Source organism: Pseudomonas sp. Leaf58 (genome assembly GCF_003627215.1).
GTDB lineage: Bacteria > Pseudomonadota > Gammaproteobacteria > Pseudomonadales > Pseudomonadaceae > Aquipseudomonas.
In genome coordinates this window covers 867,508-884,018 of record NZ_CP032677.1, presented here as the reverse complement: position 1 = coordinate 884,018, position 16,511 = coordinate 867,508, and the positions used below count along the sequence as shown (strand labels likewise).

The 16,511-nt window shown below is 63.3% G+C and carries 13 protein-coding genes and 2 pseudogenes; 5 read left to right on the top strand and 10 right to left on the bottom strand.

Annotated features, from left to right (window positions below):
* Positions 1-139: 139 nt before the first annotated feature.
* A complete protein-coding gene (gene nadC, locus DV532_RS04120; RefSeq protein WP_056795631.1) occupies positions 140-988 on the top strand; it encodes a carboxylating nicotinate-nucleotide diphosphorylase in 849 nt (282 codons plus the stop codon).
* An 87-nt stretch (positions 989-1,075) separates the two neighbouring features.
* Here nadC and trxB read toward each other — a convergent pair whose 3' ends face one another.
* Positions 1,076-2,038 (bottom strand): thioredoxin-disulfide reductase, encoded by a 963-nt coding sequence (gene trxB / locus DV532_RS04115; protein ID WP_003247318.1) that lies wholly within the window; start codon positions 2,036-2,038, stop codon positions 1,076-1,078.
* A 331-nt stretch (positions 2,039-2,369) separates the two neighbouring features.
* Here trxB and cysZ point away from each other — a divergent pair, with 331 nt between their 5' ends.
* Entirely contained in the window at positions 2,370-3,098 is a 729-nt protein-coding gene (cysZ, locus tag DV532_RS04110; protein WP_056795628.1) for a sulfate transporter CysZ, read from the top strand.
* An 81-nt stretch (positions 3,099-3,179) separates the two neighbouring features.
* Here cysZ and DV532_RS31140 read toward each other — a convergent pair.
* Positions 3,180-3,599 (bottom strand): annotated as a pseudogene (locus DV532_RS31140) (methyl-accepting chemotaxis protein); the annotation flags it as partial.
* 120 nt (positions 3,600-3,719) lie between these two features.
* A pseudogene (locus DV532_RS31135) lies at positions 3,720-4,406 on the bottom strand (PAS domain-containing protein); the annotation flags it as partial.
* Between the two features lie 267 nt (positions 4,407-4,673).
* Between DV532_RS31135 and DV532_RS04100 the strand changes: the two are divergent.
* Positions 4,674-5,864 (top strand): glycosyltransferase family 1 protein, encoded by a 1,191-nt coding sequence (locus tag DV532_RS04100; protein WP_056795623.1) that lies wholly within the window; start codon positions 4,674-4,676, stop codon positions 5,862-5,864.
* 63 nt (positions 5,865-5,927) lie between these two features.
* Here DV532_RS04100 and DV532_RS04095 read toward each other — a convergent pair whose 3' ends face one another.
* Both DV532_RS04095 and DV532_RS04090 read right to left on the bottom strand, forming a co-directional pair.
* Complete coding sequence (locus tag DV532_RS04095) at positions 5,928-6,410, bottom strand: glutathione peroxidase (RefSeq protein ID WP_056795620.1); 483 nt, start codon at positions 6,408-6,410, stop codon at positions 5,928-5,930.
* 144 nt (positions 6,411-6,554) lie between these two features.
* On the bottom strand, positions 6,555-7,040 hold the full coding sequence (locus tag DV532_RS04090) for a peptidylprolyl isomerase (RefSeq protein WP_056795616.1): 486 nt from the start codon (positions 7,038-7,040) through the stop codon (positions 6,555-6,557).
* Between DV532_RS04090 and DV532_RS04085 the strand changes: the two genes are divergently transcribed.
* Together DV532_RS04085 and pta are read left to right on the top strand one after the other, a co-directional pair.
* Positions 7,039-7,341, top strand: coding sequence for a DUF3565 domain-containing protein (locus DV532_RS04085; RefSeq protein ID WP_015268965.1), 303 nt, complete (start codon positions 7,039-7,041; stop codon positions 7,339-7,341). The genes DV532_RS04090 and DV532_RS04085 overlap by 2 nt on opposite strands.
* Before the next feature lie 31 nt (positions 7,342-7,372).
* Positions 7,373-9,460 (top strand): phosphate acetyltransferase, encoded by a 2,088-nt coding sequence (gene pta, locus DV532_RS04080; protein ID WP_056795612.1) that lies wholly within the window; start codon positions 7,373-7,375, stop codon positions 9,458-9,460.
* Positions 9,461-9,496: 36 nt separating this feature from the next.
* Here pta and DV532_RS04075 read toward each other — a convergent pair whose 3' ends face one another.
* From DV532_RS04075 to DV532_RS04055, 5 genes are all read right to left on the bottom strand, one after another.
* On the bottom strand, positions 9,497-10,207 hold the full coding sequence (locus DV532_RS04075; protein WP_056795609.1) for an OmpA family protein: 711 nt from the start codon (positions 10,205-10,207) through the stop codon (positions 9,497-9,499).
* Between the two features lie 108 nt (positions 10,208-10,315).
* Complete coding sequence (locus tag DV532_RS04070) at positions 10,316-10,960, bottom strand: MBL fold metallo-hydrolase (RefSeq protein ID WP_056795606.1); 645 nt, start codon at positions 10,958-10,960, stop codon at positions 10,316-10,318.
* Between the two features lie 179 nt (positions 10,961-11,139).
* Positions 11,140-11,832, bottom strand: coding sequence for a sensor histidine kinase KdpD (locus DV532_RS04065; protein ID WP_056795603.1), 693 nt, complete (start codon positions 11,830-11,832; stop codon positions 11,140-11,142).
* Positions 11,829-13,436 carry a response regulator gene (locus tag DV532_RS04060; protein WP_056795601.1) on the bottom strand — a complete coding sequence of 536 codons (1,608 nt, stop codon included), beginning with the start codon at positions 13,434-13,436 and terminating at the stop codon, positions 11,829-11,831. Before DV532_RS04060 ends, DV532_RS04065 begins: the two co-directional genes overlap by 4 nt.
* Positions 13,437-13,595: 159 nt before the next feature.
* The gene (locus tag DV532_RS04055) at positions 13,596-16,313 is read right to left on the bottom strand and encodes a LuxR C-terminal-related transcriptional regulator (protein ID WP_056795598.1); all 2,718 of its coding nucleotides are present in this window, start codon (positions 16,311-16,313) and stop codon (positions 13,596-13,598) included.
* Positions 16,314-16,511 lie beyond the last annotated feature (198 nt).

Genomic DNA, 16,511 nt, shown 5'->3' with positions numbered 1-16,511 from the left:
CCGTTTCAGCGACTGGTTAGTGACCTTGATTTGCCCCGGTTGCTCACACCCGCCGACCAAAGGTCATTCCTTGCCAAGGCGGCTGTACACACCGGCCCCCTGCCCTATAATCGCGGGCATCTAGCTTGTGGAGCCGACCATGCCGAACCTACGCCTTGCCGACCTGACCGCTGAAATCGAAGCCAACGTGCGCCGCGCGCTGTTGGAGGACATCGGCAGTGGCGATATCACCGCGCAACTGATCCCGGCCGAGCGCCTGGCCAAGGCCACCATCATCACCCGCGAAGATTGCGTCATCGCCGGTACCGCCTGGGTCGATGCCGTGTTCCGCCAACTCGACCCACGTGTGGCGGTGCATTGGCAGGTGGCCGATGGTGACCGCGCCACGGCCAACCAGCCGCTGTTCCACCTGGAAGGCCCCGCGCGTTCGCTGCTGAGTGGTGAGCGCAGTGCCCTGAATTTCTTGCAGATGCTGTCGGGGGTCGCTACCCGCGCACGCTTCCTGGCCGATTTGGTGGACGGCACCCAGGTACGCCTGCTCGACACCCGTAAAACTTTGCCGGGCCTGCGCTTGGCGCAGAAGTACGCGGTTACCTGTGGCGGATGCGACAACCACCGCATCGGCCTATACGACGCCTTCCTGATCAAAGAAAACCACATTGCCGCCAGCGGTGGCGTGGCCGAGGCCGTGGCAGCGGCACACCGTATTGCGCCGGGCAAGCCGGTGGAGATCGAAGTAGAAAGCCTGGACGAGCTACGCCAAGCGCTGGCCGCCGGCGCCGACATCATCATGCTCGACGAACTGAACCTGGACGAAATGCGCGAAGCTGTGCGTATTACTGCAGGCAAGGCCAAGCTCGAAGCCAGTGGCGGGGTCAACGAGAGCACCTTGCGGGTGATTGCCGAGACTGGGGTGGATTACATCTCGATTGGTGCCATGACCAAGGATGTGAAGGCGGTGGACCTGTCGATGCGGCTGAGCCTGTGAGCGGCTTGCAGAACCAAAAAACCGGCCATTGAGCCGGTTTTTTGTGGGGTGGCGATAGGGCTGCGAAGCAGCCCCGGCGCTCTCAGATCAGAACGAGGCGTTGGCCAAACCGTCCAGGTAACGCTCGACGTCCAGCGCCGCCATGCAGCCAGCACCGGCCGAGGTGATGGCCTGACGGTAAACGTGATCAGCCACGTCGCCAGCAGCGAACACGCCCTCGACGTTAGTGGCGGTGGCGTTGCCCTCACGGCCGCCATTCACCACCAGGTAACCGTCCTTCAGGGTCAGCTGGCCTTCGAACAGCGAAGTGTTCGGGGTGTGACCAATCGCGATGAACACGCCATCGACCTTGATTTCGTCGCTGCTGCCGTCGTTGTTCTTCAGGCGCGCACCGGTCACCCCCATGTTGTCACCCAGCACTTCGTCCAAGGTGGCGTTGAGCTTGAGCTCGATCTTGCCTTCGGCAACACGGGCGTTGAGCTTGTCGACCAGGATCTTCTCGGCGCGGAAAGTTTCGCGACGGTGCACCAAGGTCACCTTGCTGGCGATGTTGGCCAGGTACAGCGCCTCTTCAACGGCGGTGTTGCCGCCGCCAACCACGGCGACCGGCTTGTTACGGTAGAAGAAGCCGTCGCAGGTGGCGCAGGCCGAAACACCCTTGCCCATGAAGGTTTCTTCCGACGGCAGGCCCAGGTAGCGGGCGCTGGCGCCAGTGGCGATGATCAGCGCGTCGCAGGTGTACTTGCCGCTGTCCCCTTGCAGGGTGAACGGCTTGTTGGCCAGATCGACGGCGTTGATGTGGTCGAAGACGATTTCAGTTTCGAAGCGCTCGGCGTGCTCCTGCATGCGCTGCATCAGGGCCGGGCCGGTCAGGCCATGGGGGTCGCCCGGCCAGTTGTCGACTTCAGTCGTGGTGGTCAGCTGACCGCCAGCCTGCATGCCGGTGATCAGCAACGGCTTGAGGTTGGCACGGGCGGCATACACCGCAGCGCTATAACCGGCAGGGCCGGAACCGAGAATGATGACGCGCGAATGACGTACTTCAGACATGTCGAACTCCTGTCGAGCGGGCCGCAGGGGCCGGCATCGGTGTACCGGCTGCGCCAGCTGGAAAATTAAAAAGGGCCCACGCAGCACTTGGGGAAGTACTACAACGCGCAAGCCCGAAAAGCGAAAAGTTGAGCGCACTGTAGCGAGGTCGCAAAGATTAAGGAAATATCCTTCGACAATCCACCTCATAGGCATCGTCTATTCAGCGATTTCATCGGTAGCCAAGGCGCTGGGCTTTTGTTACCGCCCGTTTCCCGCCCGCTGCGTGCCTTTCGTCGGCGCGGCAAACTCGGTAAGGTCAGCGCGTTTTCCTTCTCTGCGGAGTATCTTCATGCAAGCCCCTGTCCTCTCTGGCCCCCAGTACCTGCGCGAAGGCCTGAAACTGGTGCTGAGCCCCAACCTGCGGTTGTTCGTGCTGTTGCCGCTGGCAGTCAACCTGCTGCTGTTCGGCGGCCTTATCTACTTCGCCGGCCATCAGTTCAGCTTGTGGGTCGACGCCCTGATGCCAAGCTTGCCAAGCTGGCTGGACTTCCTTACCTACCTCCTCTGGCCGCTGTTCGTCGCTTTGGTGGTGCTGATGGTGTTCTTCACCTTCACCCTGGTGGCCAACATCATTGCCGCGCCGTTCAATGGCTTTCTGGCGGAAAAGGTGGAGGTGGTAGTGCGTGGCCAGGACAACTTCCCGGCATTCAGCTGGGGCGAGCTGGTGGCCATGGTGCCGCGTACCTTTGGCCGTGAAATGCGCAAGCTGGGTTACTTCCTGCCACGGGCGATTGCCCTGTTCATCCTGTCGCTGATCCCGGTGGTCAACGTGGTGGCCGCGCCGCTGTGGCTGATCTTCGGGGTGTGGATGATGGCGATTCAGTACATCGACTACCCGGCGGACAACAACAAGATGAGCTGGCAGGACATGCTCGCTTGGCTGCGCAGCAAGCGCTGGCAGTCGCTGGGCTTTGGCGGGATTACCTACCTTGCGCTGATGGTGCCGTTAGTGAACGTGCTGATGATGCCGGCGGCGGTAGCCGGGGCTACCTTGTTCTGGGTGCGGGAGCGCAACTGATCCCTCTGCGCCCAGTTGGGAGCGGCTCTTTCGCGACAAAAGGCCGCTCTTACAAATAGCAAAGCGTGTCTGGCCTTGGTGTCACTGCCCCAACCGACTGGAAAACTGCCCCACCACATCCACCACCCGCTGCGCCCCGTCCTGGATCTCGACGATCACATTCCCCGTCTGGTCAGCCAGCGCCAGCCCCTGTTCGGCTTGGCGCTTGCTGGTGTCGATGATCGCCACCGCCGCCTGGGCCAGTTGCTCGTTCTGCTGCACCACCCGGGCGATTTCCTCGGTGGCGGTACTGGTGCGCGAGGCCAGCTGGCGCACCTCATCGGCGACCACGGCAAAGCCTCGCCCCTGTTCACCGGCGCGGGCCGCTTCGATGGCCGCGTTAAGCGCCAGGAGGTTGGTCTGCCCGGCAATGTCGCTGATGGTCTTGATGATCGAGCCAATCACCCGTGACTGGGTGTCCAACGCCTGGATGCCTTCGGCGGCTTCCTGCATCGAGGCCTCCAGCCCGCGCATCACGCTGACGGTCTGGGTAACCACCTCGGTGGCTTTGCGGGCGCTGGCATCCGTGCCCAGCGAGGTGTTGTAAGCCACGTCCGCTGCCTCGGCCACCGCTTGCTCCTGGTTGACCTGGTGGGTGATCACGGTGGCGAACTTGACCACCTTGTACAGTACGTCATGGGGGTCGAAGATCGGGTTGTACGAGGCCTCCAGCCAAACTACCCGGCCATGGGCATCAATACGCTTGAAACGCTCGGCAACGTACTCGCCACGGCGCAGCCTGTCCCAAAAGGCCTGGTAGGCCACCGAGTTGGCCTCCGCTGGGTCACAGAACAGGCGGTGATGCTTGCCACGGATCTGTTCCAGGCGATAGCCGACCGATGCCAGGAAGCGCTCGTTGGCAGTCAGGATAGTGCCGTCCAGGTCGAACTCGATCACGGCGGTAGAGCGCATCAACGCCTTGATCAGGCTTTCGTGCTCGCGGGAAGTCTCGATGGTGCGGGTAAGGTCGCTGGAGTGCAGCGTGAAGTACTTGATGCGCCCTTCACTGTTCTTGACCGGCTGCAGGATCGACCGCAGCCAGGCTTCCTGGCCATTGCCGCGCAGCAGGCGGAAGGCACCGTTCAGGTGTTCACCGCGGCTGATCGCGTTTTTCATGCGCTGGTAGAAATCCAGCGATTTCACGTGAGCGGGGACGATGTCCTCCAGTTTGCGGCCAAGCAATTGTTCGCCCCGGTAGAGCATCTCGCTTTCGAAGTTGCCATTGGCCATCTCGATCCGCCCCTGAGGGTCGAGTTGCAGCACCAGCATCTCGCTGTCGAGGCTACTCTTGACCTGCTCGATGGACATCAGGTCTTCGCGCAACTGCCGGATTTCTTGCTTGAGCTTGTTGTTGAACATCACCGCTCTCCCGGAGCGCATCAGCTAGTCGAATGCATCTTCATCGGCTGGCGGTGAGGCCTTCTTGAGTGCCCTGCGGGAAATATTCACAAAGCCAAACGTGTCGCCGGTCAGCTGTCATCTGTACGTCACACGGCAGTCACATTTGCGCAACCCAGCAGGCGGACACTTTTTGTCATGAATACACCCGCCCTACGCATTACCCTGGTCAGCGAAACCTTCCCACCCGAAATCAACGGCGTGGCCAACACCCTTGGCCGCCTCAGCGAAGGGTTGCGCCAACGCGGCCATGAGATTGAGGTGGTGCGCCCGCGCCAGGCCGGCGAAGGCCCCGTGCACAACGACCCGAAGCTGATGCTGTGCCGTGGCTGGGCCCTGCCCGGCTACCCCGGTTTGCAGTGGGGCGAGGTGTCGATGCACAAGCTGTTGCGCCGCTGGCGCCGGCAGCGCCCCGATGTGCTGTATATCGCCACCGAGGGGCCATTGGGGCTCAGCGCACTGCGCGCGGCGCGGCGCCTGGGGGTAGCGGTGGTCAGTGGCTTTCACACCAATTTCCCGCAGTACTCAGGCCAGTACGGCCTAGGCCTGCTGGCACGCATGCTCACCCATTACCTGCGCTGGTTCCATCGGCGCACGGCCACTACGCTGGTGCCCAGCCTCAGCCAGCGCTTGGAGCTTGAACGCCGTGGTTTCGAGCGCCTGGCGCTGTTGGCCCGGGGGGTCGATGCCTGCCTGTTCAACCCGGCCCGGCGCAGTGCGGCATTGCGCGAAAGCTGGGGGCTTGGCCCGGACGATGTCGCCGTGCTGCATGTTGGGCGGCTGGCCGCAGAAAAGAACCTGGGTTTACTGCGCCCATGCCTTGAAGCCCTGCAAAAGGCTTACCCACAGAAGCGCCTGCGCTTGATACTGGTGGGCGATGGCCCGCAGCGCGCCGCCCTCGCACAGCAAGTACCGGATGCCGTGGTCTGCGGCGCCCAGCGCGGCGAAGTGCTGGCCGAGCACTATGCCAGTGGTGACCTGTTCCTGTTCCCGAGCCTGACCGAAACTTTTGGCAATGTGGTGCTCGAAGCCATGGCTTCGGGGTTGGCGGTGGTCGCTTATGACGAGGCGGCCGCTGCACAGCATATTCGCCATGGTCACAGTGGTGCGCTGGCCATGCCGGGGGACCAGGCGGCGTTCGTCGATGCGGCCTGCTGGCTGCTTGAAGAACAGGAAACCTTGCGCAGGGTGCGCCTAAATGCGCGGCAACACGCTAGCCGCCAGGGCTGGGCGGCGATTGTCGAGCAGTTTGAGGGATATTTGTATAGCACTTGTCGGGAGCCTGGGGTTGCGGCTGAGCGGTCGACGCAACATATGCAGCGCCTGTGAGACCGAGCGCCGCGCGGGCGGCGCTGTGTCTCACAGGCGCCGCACATGGCATGCCAGGCGCTATCAGCCCAACGCCTTCTCTATAGCCTGCACCACCGCCGGGTCATCCGGCGCAGTGCGTGGCGAAAAACGCGCCAACACCCGCCCATCCTTGCCGACCAGGAACTTCTCGAAGTTCCAGGTAATGTCACCCGGGAACTCAGCCCCCTCGCCCGCCAGCAGGCGATACAGCGAATGCCGCTGCGGCCCGTTGACCTCCAGCTTTCCCCCCAGCGGGAAGCTCACCCCGTAATTCAGGCTGCAGAACTCGCGGATTTCCTTTTCGCTGCCCGGTTCCTGCCCGGCAAACTGGTTGCACGGCAGGCCAAGCACATTGAAGCCCTGGTCCTTGTACACCTGATAGAGGTTCTCCAGGGCTTTGTACTGCGGCGTGAGGCCACATTTGGAGGCAACGTTGACCACCAGCACCACTTGGCCCTTGAATGGTGCGAGGGGCAGCTCCCCGCCGTTCAGCGCGTCCAACTTCAGGTCGTGAAATGCACTCATGATGAATCCCCTCTCAGGTTCCCGGTTGCCGCGCAGGCGAATTCCGCCCACTAAAAAGGCGCTCGTCCAAACCGTCCACCTCCCGTAGGAAGGCAAATCGGCTTGCCCGAGCGCCTGGCGACTTTCTGAGCTTAGCGCAGAAAATCAGTGGTGATGGCCACCTTCACCGTGGATGTGGCGGTGAGCGATTTCTTCGTCGCTGGCGTCACGCACGTCGACCACCTTGACCTGGAAGGTCAGGCGCTGGCCGGCCAGCGGGTGGTTGCCGTCAACAGTGACGTCGTCACCATCGACGTCACGGATGGTGACGATCTGCATCTGGCCATCCGGCGCCGAAGCGTGGAACTGCATGCCGACTTCCAGCTCGTCGACGCCTTCGAACAGGCTGCGGTTCAGGGTGCTGACCAGCTCGGCCAGGTATTCGCCGTAGGCATCTTCCGGCTCGATGGAAACGTTCAGTTCGTCACCGGCCTGCTTGCCTTCCAGGGCTTTTTCCAGGCCTGGGATAATGTTGCCGGCACCGTGCAGGTAAACCAGCGGCGCACCACCGGCGGAGCTGTCGATGGTCTCCCCGGCGTCGTTGGTCAGGGTATAGTCGATGGAGACAGCCTTGTTGGCGGCGATCAGCATGGGGCAAGACCTTTTGCAAAAGTATGTAGAGCGGACAAGTGTAACCAAGCCATCGCCCGATTGCGAACGCACCGCAGACGAGCAACGGCCCATCAGTCGGATCACCGGCTTCCACCAGGACGAAGAAGGCCACTGGGTGGCCGAACTGTCCTGCGGCCACACCCAGCACCTGCGCCACCAGCCGCCGTGGCAGGCGCGCCCCTGGGTGCTCGACCCGGCCCAACGTGCGCAGCGCATCGGCCAGCCTTTCGCTTGCGGCTGGTGCGCGCAAGGGGCCGATAGCGCTACCCTTGGCCGTTAATTTCTTGCAACGCTTATTCCGAGAAGCACGCATGCAGACATTTTTCATTGCGCCGACCGACTTTGGTGTCGGCCTGACCTCCATCAGCCTGGGCCTGGTGCGTACCCTGGAGCGCGCCGGCCTCAAGGTCGGCTTCTTCAAGCCGATTGCCCAGCCCCACCCGGGCGACACCGGCCCCGAGCGCTCCACCGAGCTGGTCGCCCGCACCCACGGCATCAAGCCCCCGGTACCGCTGAGCCTGGCCCACGTCGAGCGTATGCTGGGTGATGGCCAGTTGGACGAGCTGCTCGAAGAAATCATCCGCCTCTACCAGCAAGCCTGCATCGGCAACGACGTGGTGGTGGTCGAGGGCATGGTGCCCACACGCCACGCGAGCTATGCGGCGCGGGTCAACCTGCACCTGGCCAAGAGCCTGGATGCCGAGGTGATCCTGGTGTCGGCACCGGAAAACGAAGTGCTCAGCGAGCTGTCCGGCCGGGTCGAACTGCAAGCCCAGCTGTTCGGCGGCCCGCGCGACCCGAAAGTGCTCGGGGTAATCCTCAACAAGGTGCGCACCGATGAAAGCATGGCCGACTTTGCCACCCGCCTGCGCGAGCATTCGCCGCTGCTGCGGGGCAATGACTTCCGCCTGCTCGGCTGCATCCCCTACCAGCCCGAACTGAATGCCCCGCGCACCCGCGACGTGGCCGAACTGCTCGGCGCCCAGGTGCTCAATGCCGGCGACTACGAGCAGCGGCGCATGAGCAAGATCATCATCTGCGCACGTACCGTGGCCAATACGGTACCGCTGCTCACCTCGGGCACCCTGGTGGTAACCCCAGGCGACCGCGACGACATCATCCTGGCGGTCAGCCTGGCGGCGATCAACGGCGTACCGCTGGCCGGCCTGTTGCTGACCAGTGACAGCAAGCCCGACGCGCGCATCCTCGGCTTGTGCCGTGGCGCCCTGCAGGCCGGCCTACCGATCCTGTCGGTCAGCACCGGTTCGTACGACACCGCCAACCAGCTCAACTCGCTGAACCGCGAAATCCCGGTGGACGACCGCGAGCGCGCCGAATTCATCACCGACTTCGTCGCCAGCCACCTCGACGCGGCCTGGTTGCACCAGCGTTGCGGCACCCCACGCGAGCTGCGCCTGTCACCGGCGGTGTTCCGCTACCAGCTGATTCAGCGCGCGCAGCAGGCCAACAAACGTATCGTCCTGCCAGAAGGCGCCGAACCGCTGCTGGTGCAGGCTGCGGCCATTTGCCAGGCCCGCGGCATCGCCCGTTGCGTGCTGCTGGCCAAGCCTGAGGATGTCGACGCCGTGGCTCGCGCCCAAGGCATCACCTTGCCGCCAGGCCTCGAGATTCTCGACCCAGAGCTGATTCGCGGGCGCTATGTAGAGCCGATGGTCGAACTGCGCAAAAGCAAAAACCTCAATGCGCCCATGGCCGAGCAGCAACTGGAAGACCCGGTAGTGATAGGCACCATGATGTTGGCCCTGGACGAAGTGGACGGCCTGGTTTCGGGCCTGGTCCACTCCACCGCCAACACCATCCGCCCCGCCCTGCAACTGATCAAGACCGCGCCGGGCTCAAGCTTGGTGTCATCGGTGTTCTTCATGCTGTTCCCCGAACAGGTGCTGGTGTACGGCGACTGCGTGATGAACCCGCACCCGAGCGCCGCGGAACTGGCCGAGATCGCCCGGCAGAGTGCCGAATCGGCGCACGCCTTCGGTATCGCGCCGCGGGTAGCGATGATCAGTTATTCAAGTGATTCGGCCAGTGACGAGGAAGTCGAGAAGGTGCGCGAAGCGACTCGCCTGGCACAGGGTGCTGAGCAAGCGCTGCTGATCGATGGGCCGTTGCAGTACGACGCGGCGGCCAACCCGGCAATCGCCCGCGAATTGGCGCCGGGCAGCCCGGTGGCCGGGCGCGCCACGGTGTTCGTGTTCCCCGACCTGAATACCGGCAATACCACGCACAAGGCGGTGCAGCGCAGCACCGACGGGGTCAGCCTGGGGCCAATGCTGCAGGGCTTGCGCAAGCCGGTGAACGACTTGCCGCGTGGGGCTCAGGTCGACGATATCGTGCATACCATTGCCCTGACGGCGATACAGGCAAGCGTGGTGCGCTAAAAACTGGGGCCGCTTTGCGGCCCCAGGATTGATGCCTTACTGCTGAACCTGCCCTTGGTCATACTGCTGACCCGGAATAGGCTTCAGGTTCACTTCAACCCGGCGGTTCTGGGCACGGCCATTGGCGTCGGCATTGCTGGCGATAGGCTGGTCCGGGCCCATGCCGCGCGCGGAGATACGCGAGGCGTCCACACCTTGCGAGGTCAGGTAGGTGCTGACCGCCTGCGCACGGCGCTGGGACAGGTCCATGTTGTGCTGGCGGCTGCCGGTGCTGTCGGTGAAACCAACCACTTCGATGGTGTTCTGGTTGAACTGCTTGAACGAGCCAGCCAGGTTGTTCAGCGGCGAGTAGAAGCTTGGCGCGATGTTGGCCGAGTCGGTGGCGAAGGTGATGTTGCCCGGCATGATCAGCTTGATCTGGTCACCCTGGCGCTGCACTTCGACACCGGTGTTGGCCATTTGCGCGCGCAGTTCGGCTTCCTGCTTGTCGGCGTAGTAGCCATAACCGGCGGCGGCGGCACCCACCGCGGCGGCGCCAATCAGTGCGCCCTTGCCACGGTTGTTGTGATCGATGGCGGCACCGGCAATAGCACCGGCTAGCGCGCCGAGGCCGCCGTACTTGGCGGTTTTGCTCATCCCGGTGGAGCCCTGCGCTTGACCCTGATTGTCATAAGGACTCTGGCCGGCACAACCGGTCATCAGGGCAGCGGCGGTTGCGACGATAATCAGACGACGCATGGTGAACATGGACAAGCTCCTACTAAATTCATGAATGCGGCAGATCGTAAAGGGATCTATGCCTGCCTTGGATTACAACGGTAAGAAAAAATTCCATGAAAGTGCCTTCATGTGCCATCAGGCCCGCACGAAGGGGTTTTCACGCATTTCGTCGCCCAAGCGGGTATCGGGACCGTGGCCGGTCACCACGGTAGCCTCCTCGTCCAGCCGGTACAGCCGCTCCTTGATGGAACGCACGATGGCCCGCTGGTCGCCGCCCCACAAATCGGTACGGCCGATGCCACGGCGGAACAGGGTATCGCCGGCGATCAGCAGCTTGGCATCGGCAAACCAGAAACTCATCGACCCCGGTGTGTGGCCGGGGGTATGCAGGGCCACACCACAGCCACAGGCCAGCGCTTCGTCATCACCCAGCCAGCGGTCTGGCGCAGGCACCGGCGTGTAGGGCACGCCGAACATCTGGCACTGCATTTCCAGGTTATCCCACAGCGCCTGGTCATCCTTGTGCAGGTGCAACGTGGCGCCGGTCAGCTCCTTGAGCTTGCCCGAAGCGAGAAAGTGATCGAAGTGCGCATGGGTATGGATGATGCTCACCAGCGTCAGGCCATGGGCCTGCAGGCGGGCAAGGATTTTGTCTGGGTCACCGCCCGGGTCGACGACGATGGCCTTTTTGGTCAGCGGGTCGCCGATCAGGGTGCAATTGCATTGCAAGGGGCCTACGGGGAAGGTTTCACGGATGAGCGCAGGCGGGGCTTGGGTCATTGTGTACTCGGTGGCAAAACTAGGGTTTTGCCAAGAGCCTGACAGGAAAATACGGCGGGTGCACGAGGTTCATGCCTTGACCGGTTTGTCGCCTGCAAGATCGAGCACCACGCGGGGCGGCGCTCGATCTTGCAGGCGACACAACAATCAAGCCCTACCCCACAAGCCACACGACATGCTTACGGCAAGAACAACCTGAACAAGCCACCCCCAAGCGCCCCACCATTAGAGATCTCAATCCGCCCACGCACCCCGCCGCTTTCATGCAACGCGGCGATTCGCGCCGCAAAATACAGACCTAGGCCGGTGCTGCCGCTGTTCGAATCGATACCTTGAATAAACTCTTCCTGGCGTTCAAGCATGCGCTGTGGATAACCTGGGCCGTCATCGTTGACGCAGATGACCAACTGGTTGTCCGCTTCCTCGATGGTGATCAGCAAAGCATGCGCCGCAAAGCGGGTGGCGTTGGTGATCACGTTGGCGATGACCGAGGCCACCAGTTCACGGTCGAAGAAGCCCAATGGGTTATCGGTGTCGATGCGCCAGGTAGCCAGGATGTCCTTGTGCTTGAGGACTTCCTCGTGCGCGGCCAATTGGGCTTCGATGAAGTCGTCCAGTTCGTGGTAGTCCGGGCACACCGGCAGTTGGTTCACCCCCAGTTTGTACAGCCCCAGCAGCTGCACCAGCATGCCGTTGAGGTGACGGAACTCGTGCTCCATCACCCCTTGCTCAGCCCCCCCGCGCAGCTCCTCGGGCAAGCGCTGCACCCACTGGCTGTGGGACTGGATCAGCGCGGACAGGGTGTTCTTCAGGTCGTGCACGGTGGAGGCGATCACCGTGGAAAAATCCAGCCCCTGATTGTCTTGATTCATGCGCCGAACACTCGGATGTGCAGTTTGCGGTAGCGGTCGTAGCGGTTGTCGCTGGCGGGGATACCGGCCACGCTGGTCAAGGCGTCGCGGCATTCCTGCATGATCGCGGGCTGAGGGTTGTCACCACCAATGCGCAGCAGCGCCTGGGCGGTGTTGAGGGCGATGCTGATGTTCTTCGGCTGCATACCCAGTGCCTTGCGGAACATCTGCAACGCCTCGCCGAGCTGGCCTCCCTGGTAACTGCGCACACCCTGGCGGTTGAGGGTGACCGCTTCGGTGATGGCGTTGAGCACGCTGGGGTCGTCCGTCAGCTTGCCCACTTTTTCCATGACCTTGGGGTCATCGCCATAACTTTCCACACAGTTCTTCAGCACGCCGATGGCGGCAGCTTCCTGGCCCATGGCCTGCAACTGCGCGGCAACGGTCAGGGCCGAATCGACCGAGAAGAACTGGTTCATCTTGTCCAAGCGTTGAATCGCCTGCTCGGTCAGCTTGGCGGCCGTTTCCGGGTCGCCAGCCTGCTGCAGGCTGGCGGCCTTCATCATCCGCGCGCGTACCTGCAGGCCTTGGTCCTCGGGGTTTTCCTTGGCCACTTCGCTGAGCGTGGTATTGATCTCGACCCGGGTGCGCGCATCCAGGCCAAAACCTGCGTTCTTGCTCATCAGCGCCTGCACCAAGCCAAGGTTGTTTTCAGCATCCTTGTAGCGCGAGCTCTGCCCCTGGTTCACCGCATGCCGGAATGCCTTCGATGCGCTCTCGAAGTCTTCGTTTTCCAGCGCCAGCTTGCCCAGTGTCGACTGCCGGCGCACCGACAGTGGCGACAGGCGCACGGCTTCTTCAAGCAAGTTTTGCGCACGCCGGGTATCGCCCTGGGCCACCAGCACCTCGGCCATGCCATCGTACAGGCCTGGCATGATCGGGAACGCCTTGAGCGCTTGCTCATACACACCCTGGGCCTGCGCGTTCTGGCCACGCTTGTGCATCAGGCTGCCCAACGCCGCATACACCCACGGCTGCGGGCGGCTAGCCAGAATGGCCTTGAGGAACTTCTCCAGTTCGTCGAAGCGGTTGAGATTGCGCAGGGCGTCGGCCCGGTAACGCAGGCACAGCGGGGCCAGGCGAGGGTCCCGCTTGCACAGCTCGGCGCACGCTGCCAGCACTTCGGCCGGGCGATTGCGGTCCAGCGCCTGCAGAATTGGCTTGAGCAAGGTCTTGCGCTGGTACAGTTTCTCGACGCGCTGGGCCAGGCCAACCCGGTTGAACGGCTTGGTCAGGTACGCATCGGGCTCGTGCTCGATGGCACTGAGCACAATGGCCTGGCTGCTCTCGGCCGTGACCATGATGAACACGCACTCATGACTGATGTGCTTGTCGATGATCAGGTCTTCGAGCACCTGCTGGCCGTTCTTCTTGCCATCGCCCAGGTGGAAGTCCTGCAGAATGAAGTCATAGCGTTTCTGCGCACACATGCGCAGCGCCTGCTCGCCGCTGTCGGCGGTGTCCACATCGCGCACGCCCAACTCGCGCAGCATGGAACGGGTCGACGTGCGGAAGTCGGTAAAGTCGTCGACGATCAGAAAGCTCTTTTGCCCGAACTGCAGCATCAACACGACCTGCCTTGGAATGATTGAAAAATCGCGCGAGGCGATGCCACCGATCGCTGTATCGGCAGCCGGTCGAACAACATGAGGGTAGAGCGCGTGCAGCCACCAACCATGGCCTCAGGCCATCACTTTAGCGGGCAAAACCCCGCACGGCCAGTGTCACGCCAGTAAGCCGAGGGATTTGGCTTTGGCCACTGCTTGCGTGCGCCGCTCCACCCCCAGCTTGCTATTGATGTGGCTGGCGTGGGTTTTCACAGTGTGCAAGGAAATGAACAACCGCTCGCTGATTTGCTGGTTGGAGCAGCCTTGGGCAATTAGCTCGAGCACGGCCAGTTCTCGGCCGCTCAGGGCTTCACCGCTGCCTGTGCTGGCACTGGGCAGCGCGGGCAGGCGTTTGAGCAGCTCGGCCTGTACCGGGCAAGCGGCAGCGGCGTGCAACTGCTCGTGTAGCCACTGCGGGTGCTGCTGCAGCAATGGTTGGAAGGGTTGCAACACGCCACCCTGGGCAGCCTCCAGCAGCTTGGGCAACAGCTGCGCGGCCTGCGCTTCGCGGCCTTCGCCCAGCAACAAGGCAAGCCATTGGCACAAAGCGCTGACGCTGAGCAGCATGCAGCCACTGGCCTGGCCGCGCTCGACCAGGCCGGCCAGGCGCTGTGCCGCGTCGTCGCTACGCGACTGGATACGTTCAAGCAACGCCTGCTGCAAGGCGATGTGCAGTGGCAACAACGGGTGAAACTCCGGGGCCGCTGCCGGTTGCTCGCCGCCATAGGTCTGGCCCAGGCGCAGCAACCATGACTCGGCCAGGTCGATGCGCCCCTGGGCCAGCCACAGCTCGCATTTGACCAAGGTAATCATGGCCAGGTAGTACACCGGCGGCACATCCCAGATGTGCATCAGCCGCTCAGCCTCGGCCAGCTCGGCAAAGGCCTCAGCAAACTGCCCTTCCCGGCCGTCGAGCGTCGCGATCACGCAGTGGCCGATGAGCACACTGATATCCCGACACGCCCGCGCCTCGCCTAGCCCAGCGCGCAAGCGGGCACGGCCTTGGGCCGGCTGCAGGCGCGAGACCAGCAGGTAACCTTCGTACAGGGTCAAGCGGGCGCGCACGGCATACAGGCGCTGTGCCGAAAGCCCTTGCAGGCGCTGCAGCCCGTGGCGCACCTCATCCAACGCGCGCAACACCTCGCCACGGGCATGCAGCACCCGCGCCCGGTCGTAATGGGCCAGGGCCTCGAACAACGGGTTGTCGACACGCTGGGCCAGCTCCAGGGCCTCGCGGTTCCAGCCACGGGCCCGCCAGAAATCACCGTCGGCAATGGCCAGGTTGGACAATGTCGACAAGCACACCAAGCGTTGGCCATAACGCTTGCTCGGCAGGCTCTGCAGCGCTTCGCCGCAATAGGCCAGGGTGCGCTCACGGTCGCCACGGCCACGGGCGATGACACCGCTCAGCGCCAGCCATTGGGCCAGCATGGACTTTTGCGCGGTGGCCGAGGGCGCAGGCAGGAAGCGGCTGAGGTAACCGGCAAGCTCCTCGGCGGCATCCAGCTGGCAGGCCAGGCCCAGCGCCCAGCTGTACAACACGATCAGCCGCGGCGTGCTGATCAGCAAGCTGTCGGGCAGGTCCATCTTCCAGCGCAGCAACATGCCGACGTTCTGTTCGGCCAGCAACTGCTCCTCTGACAGGCTCTGCACCAGGTCGGCGGCAACGTCGAGGTGGCCGGCACGCAGCGCCTGCTCCACCGCCTCGTCCAGCAAGCCCTGGCTTTCGAACCAGCGGCAAGCACGCAACTGCAAAGCTGCCAGCGGCTCGCTGGCCTGGCGGCTGCGCAACAGGTCGGAGAACAGGTGGTGATAGCGGAACCAGTGGCCATGCTCGTCCAGCGGCACCAAAAACACTTGGTGCGCCTGCAGGAAGCGCAGGATTGCCGCACTGTCGTGGCGGCCCCGCACGGCATCGCACAGCGGGGCGCAAAAGCGCTCCTGGCAGGCCGTATCGTCCAGAAAGGCCTGCACGTCGGCGGGCAGCATGTCGATGACTTCTTCAAGCAGGTAGTCGCGGATCAGGCCTTCGCCGCCATGCAGGGCCTGGGGCAAGGCTTGTTCGTCAGCGCACTCGCTGGCCGCCAACTGCCAGAAGCGCAAGCCGGCCACCCAGCCGTCGCTGCGCTGGATCAGATTGTCCAGGGCCTGGCCCCGCAGGCCGGTGGGCTGGCGGCCGATTACCGCCAGCGACTCTTCGGCGGTAAGGCGCAAGTCCTGCTCGTTGAGTTCGACCAGTTGCCGCGACAGGCGCAGGCGCGCCAAGTGCCAGTCCGGGCGCTGGCGGCTGGTGACCAGCAGCACCAGGCCGGGGGGCAGGTGATTGAGGAAGAACTGCAAGCAACGGTCCAGCACGGCCCCCTGGGCCAGGTGATAGTCATCCAGCACCAGCAACAACGGGGTATCGGCTTGCAGGTACTGCGCCAGCTCGTCGAGCAGGCCGTCGAGCCATTCCTCGAAGGCGAACGGCTGGTGGCGCTGGCGCATTTTCAGTAGGCCCATGGCCTGGCCGCCCAGCGCCGGGCAGTACTGCTGCAGGCCTTCGAGCAGGCGTTCGAGGAAGCGCCCAGGGTCAGCATCGCGCTGGCTGAGGCCCAGCCACAGGCTACGCCAGTGTTCGGGTAGCGCTTGGCAAAATTCGATGGCCAGGGAGCTTTTGCCAAAACCCGCTGGGGCATTGACCAGCAGCAGCCGCCCAGCGAGCCCCGTATGCAAACGCTGACACAGGCGCAAGCGCGGCACATGGCCATCCGGCAGTGGCGGCCGGAAGAAACGCCCGTCCAGCAGGCCCAGGGCCTGGCTGGCGAATCCATGCGTACGGGACAGATCTGTCATGGCCGGCTCATTCTGGTTGGAAGACTACGGCGGTATGGATGCTTGCGAGACTAGCGGGTAACGCTGCGCATTTGAAGATGATGGGCGCAATTGGGTTGTAAAAGACTACGACAAAAAGCAACAGCGCTGATTGACCGGGGCTGGGCCGGGGGTTTGGGGAGGTATTCAGCAGGTTTATGTTATTGCCTGTACCGGCCT

Excerpts from the sequence above, each read along its gene's own strand:
- DV532_RS04075 (WP_056795609.1), bottom strand. The coding sequence starts at position 10,207 with ATGTTCACCATGCGTCGTCTGATTATCGTCGCAACCGCCGCTGCCCTG.
- DV532_RS04090 (WP_056795616.1), bottom strand. The coding sequence starts at position 7,040 with ATGCTGATCGCCGCCAACAAGGCTGTCTCCATCGACTATACCCTGACC.
- DV532_RS04060 (WP_056795601.1), bottom strand. The coding sequence starts at position 13,436 with ATGCTGCAGTTCGGGCAAAAGAGCTTTCTGATCGTCGACGACTTTACC.
- DV532_RS04070 (WP_056795606.1), bottom strand. The coding sequence starts at position 10,960 with ATGACCCAAGCCCCGCCTGCGCTCATCCGTGAAACCTTCCCCGTAGGC.
- trxB (WP_003247318.1), bottom strand. The coding sequence starts at position 2,038 with ATGTCTGAAGTACGTCATTCGCGCGTCATCATTCTCGGTTCCGGCCCT.
- DV532_RS04095 (WP_056795620.1), bottom strand. The coding sequence starts at position 6,410 with ATGAGTGCATTTCACGACCTGAAGTTGGACGCGCTGAACGGCGGGGAG.
- cysZ (WP_056795628.1), top strand. The coding sequence starts at position 2,370 with ATGCAAGCCCCTGTCCTCTCTGGCCCCCAGTACCTGCGCGAAGGCCTG.
- DV532_RS04085 (WP_015268965.1), top strand. The coding sequence starts at position 7,039 with ATGGGGCAAGACCTTTTGCAAAAGTATGTAGAGCGGACAAGTGTAACC.
- pta (WP_056795612.1), top strand. The coding sequence starts at position 7,373 with ATGCAGACATTTTTCATTGCGCCGACCGACTTTGGTGTCGGCCTGACC.
- DV532_RS04055 (WP_056795598.1), bottom strand. The coding sequence starts at position 16,313 with ATGACAGATCTGTCCCGTACGCATGGATTCGCCAGCCAGGCCCTGGGC.
- DV532_RS04065 (WP_056795603.1), bottom strand. The coding sequence starts at position 11,832 with ATGAATCAAGACAATCAGGGGCTGGATTTTTCCACGGTGATCGCCTCC.
- nadC (WP_056795631.1), top strand. The coding sequence starts at position 140 with ATGCCGAACCTACGCCTTGCCGACCTGACCGCTGAAATCGAAGCCAAC.
- DV532_RS04100 (WP_056795623.1), top strand. The coding sequence starts at position 4,674 with ATGAATACACCCGCCCTACGCATTACCCTGGTCAGCGAAACCTTCCCA.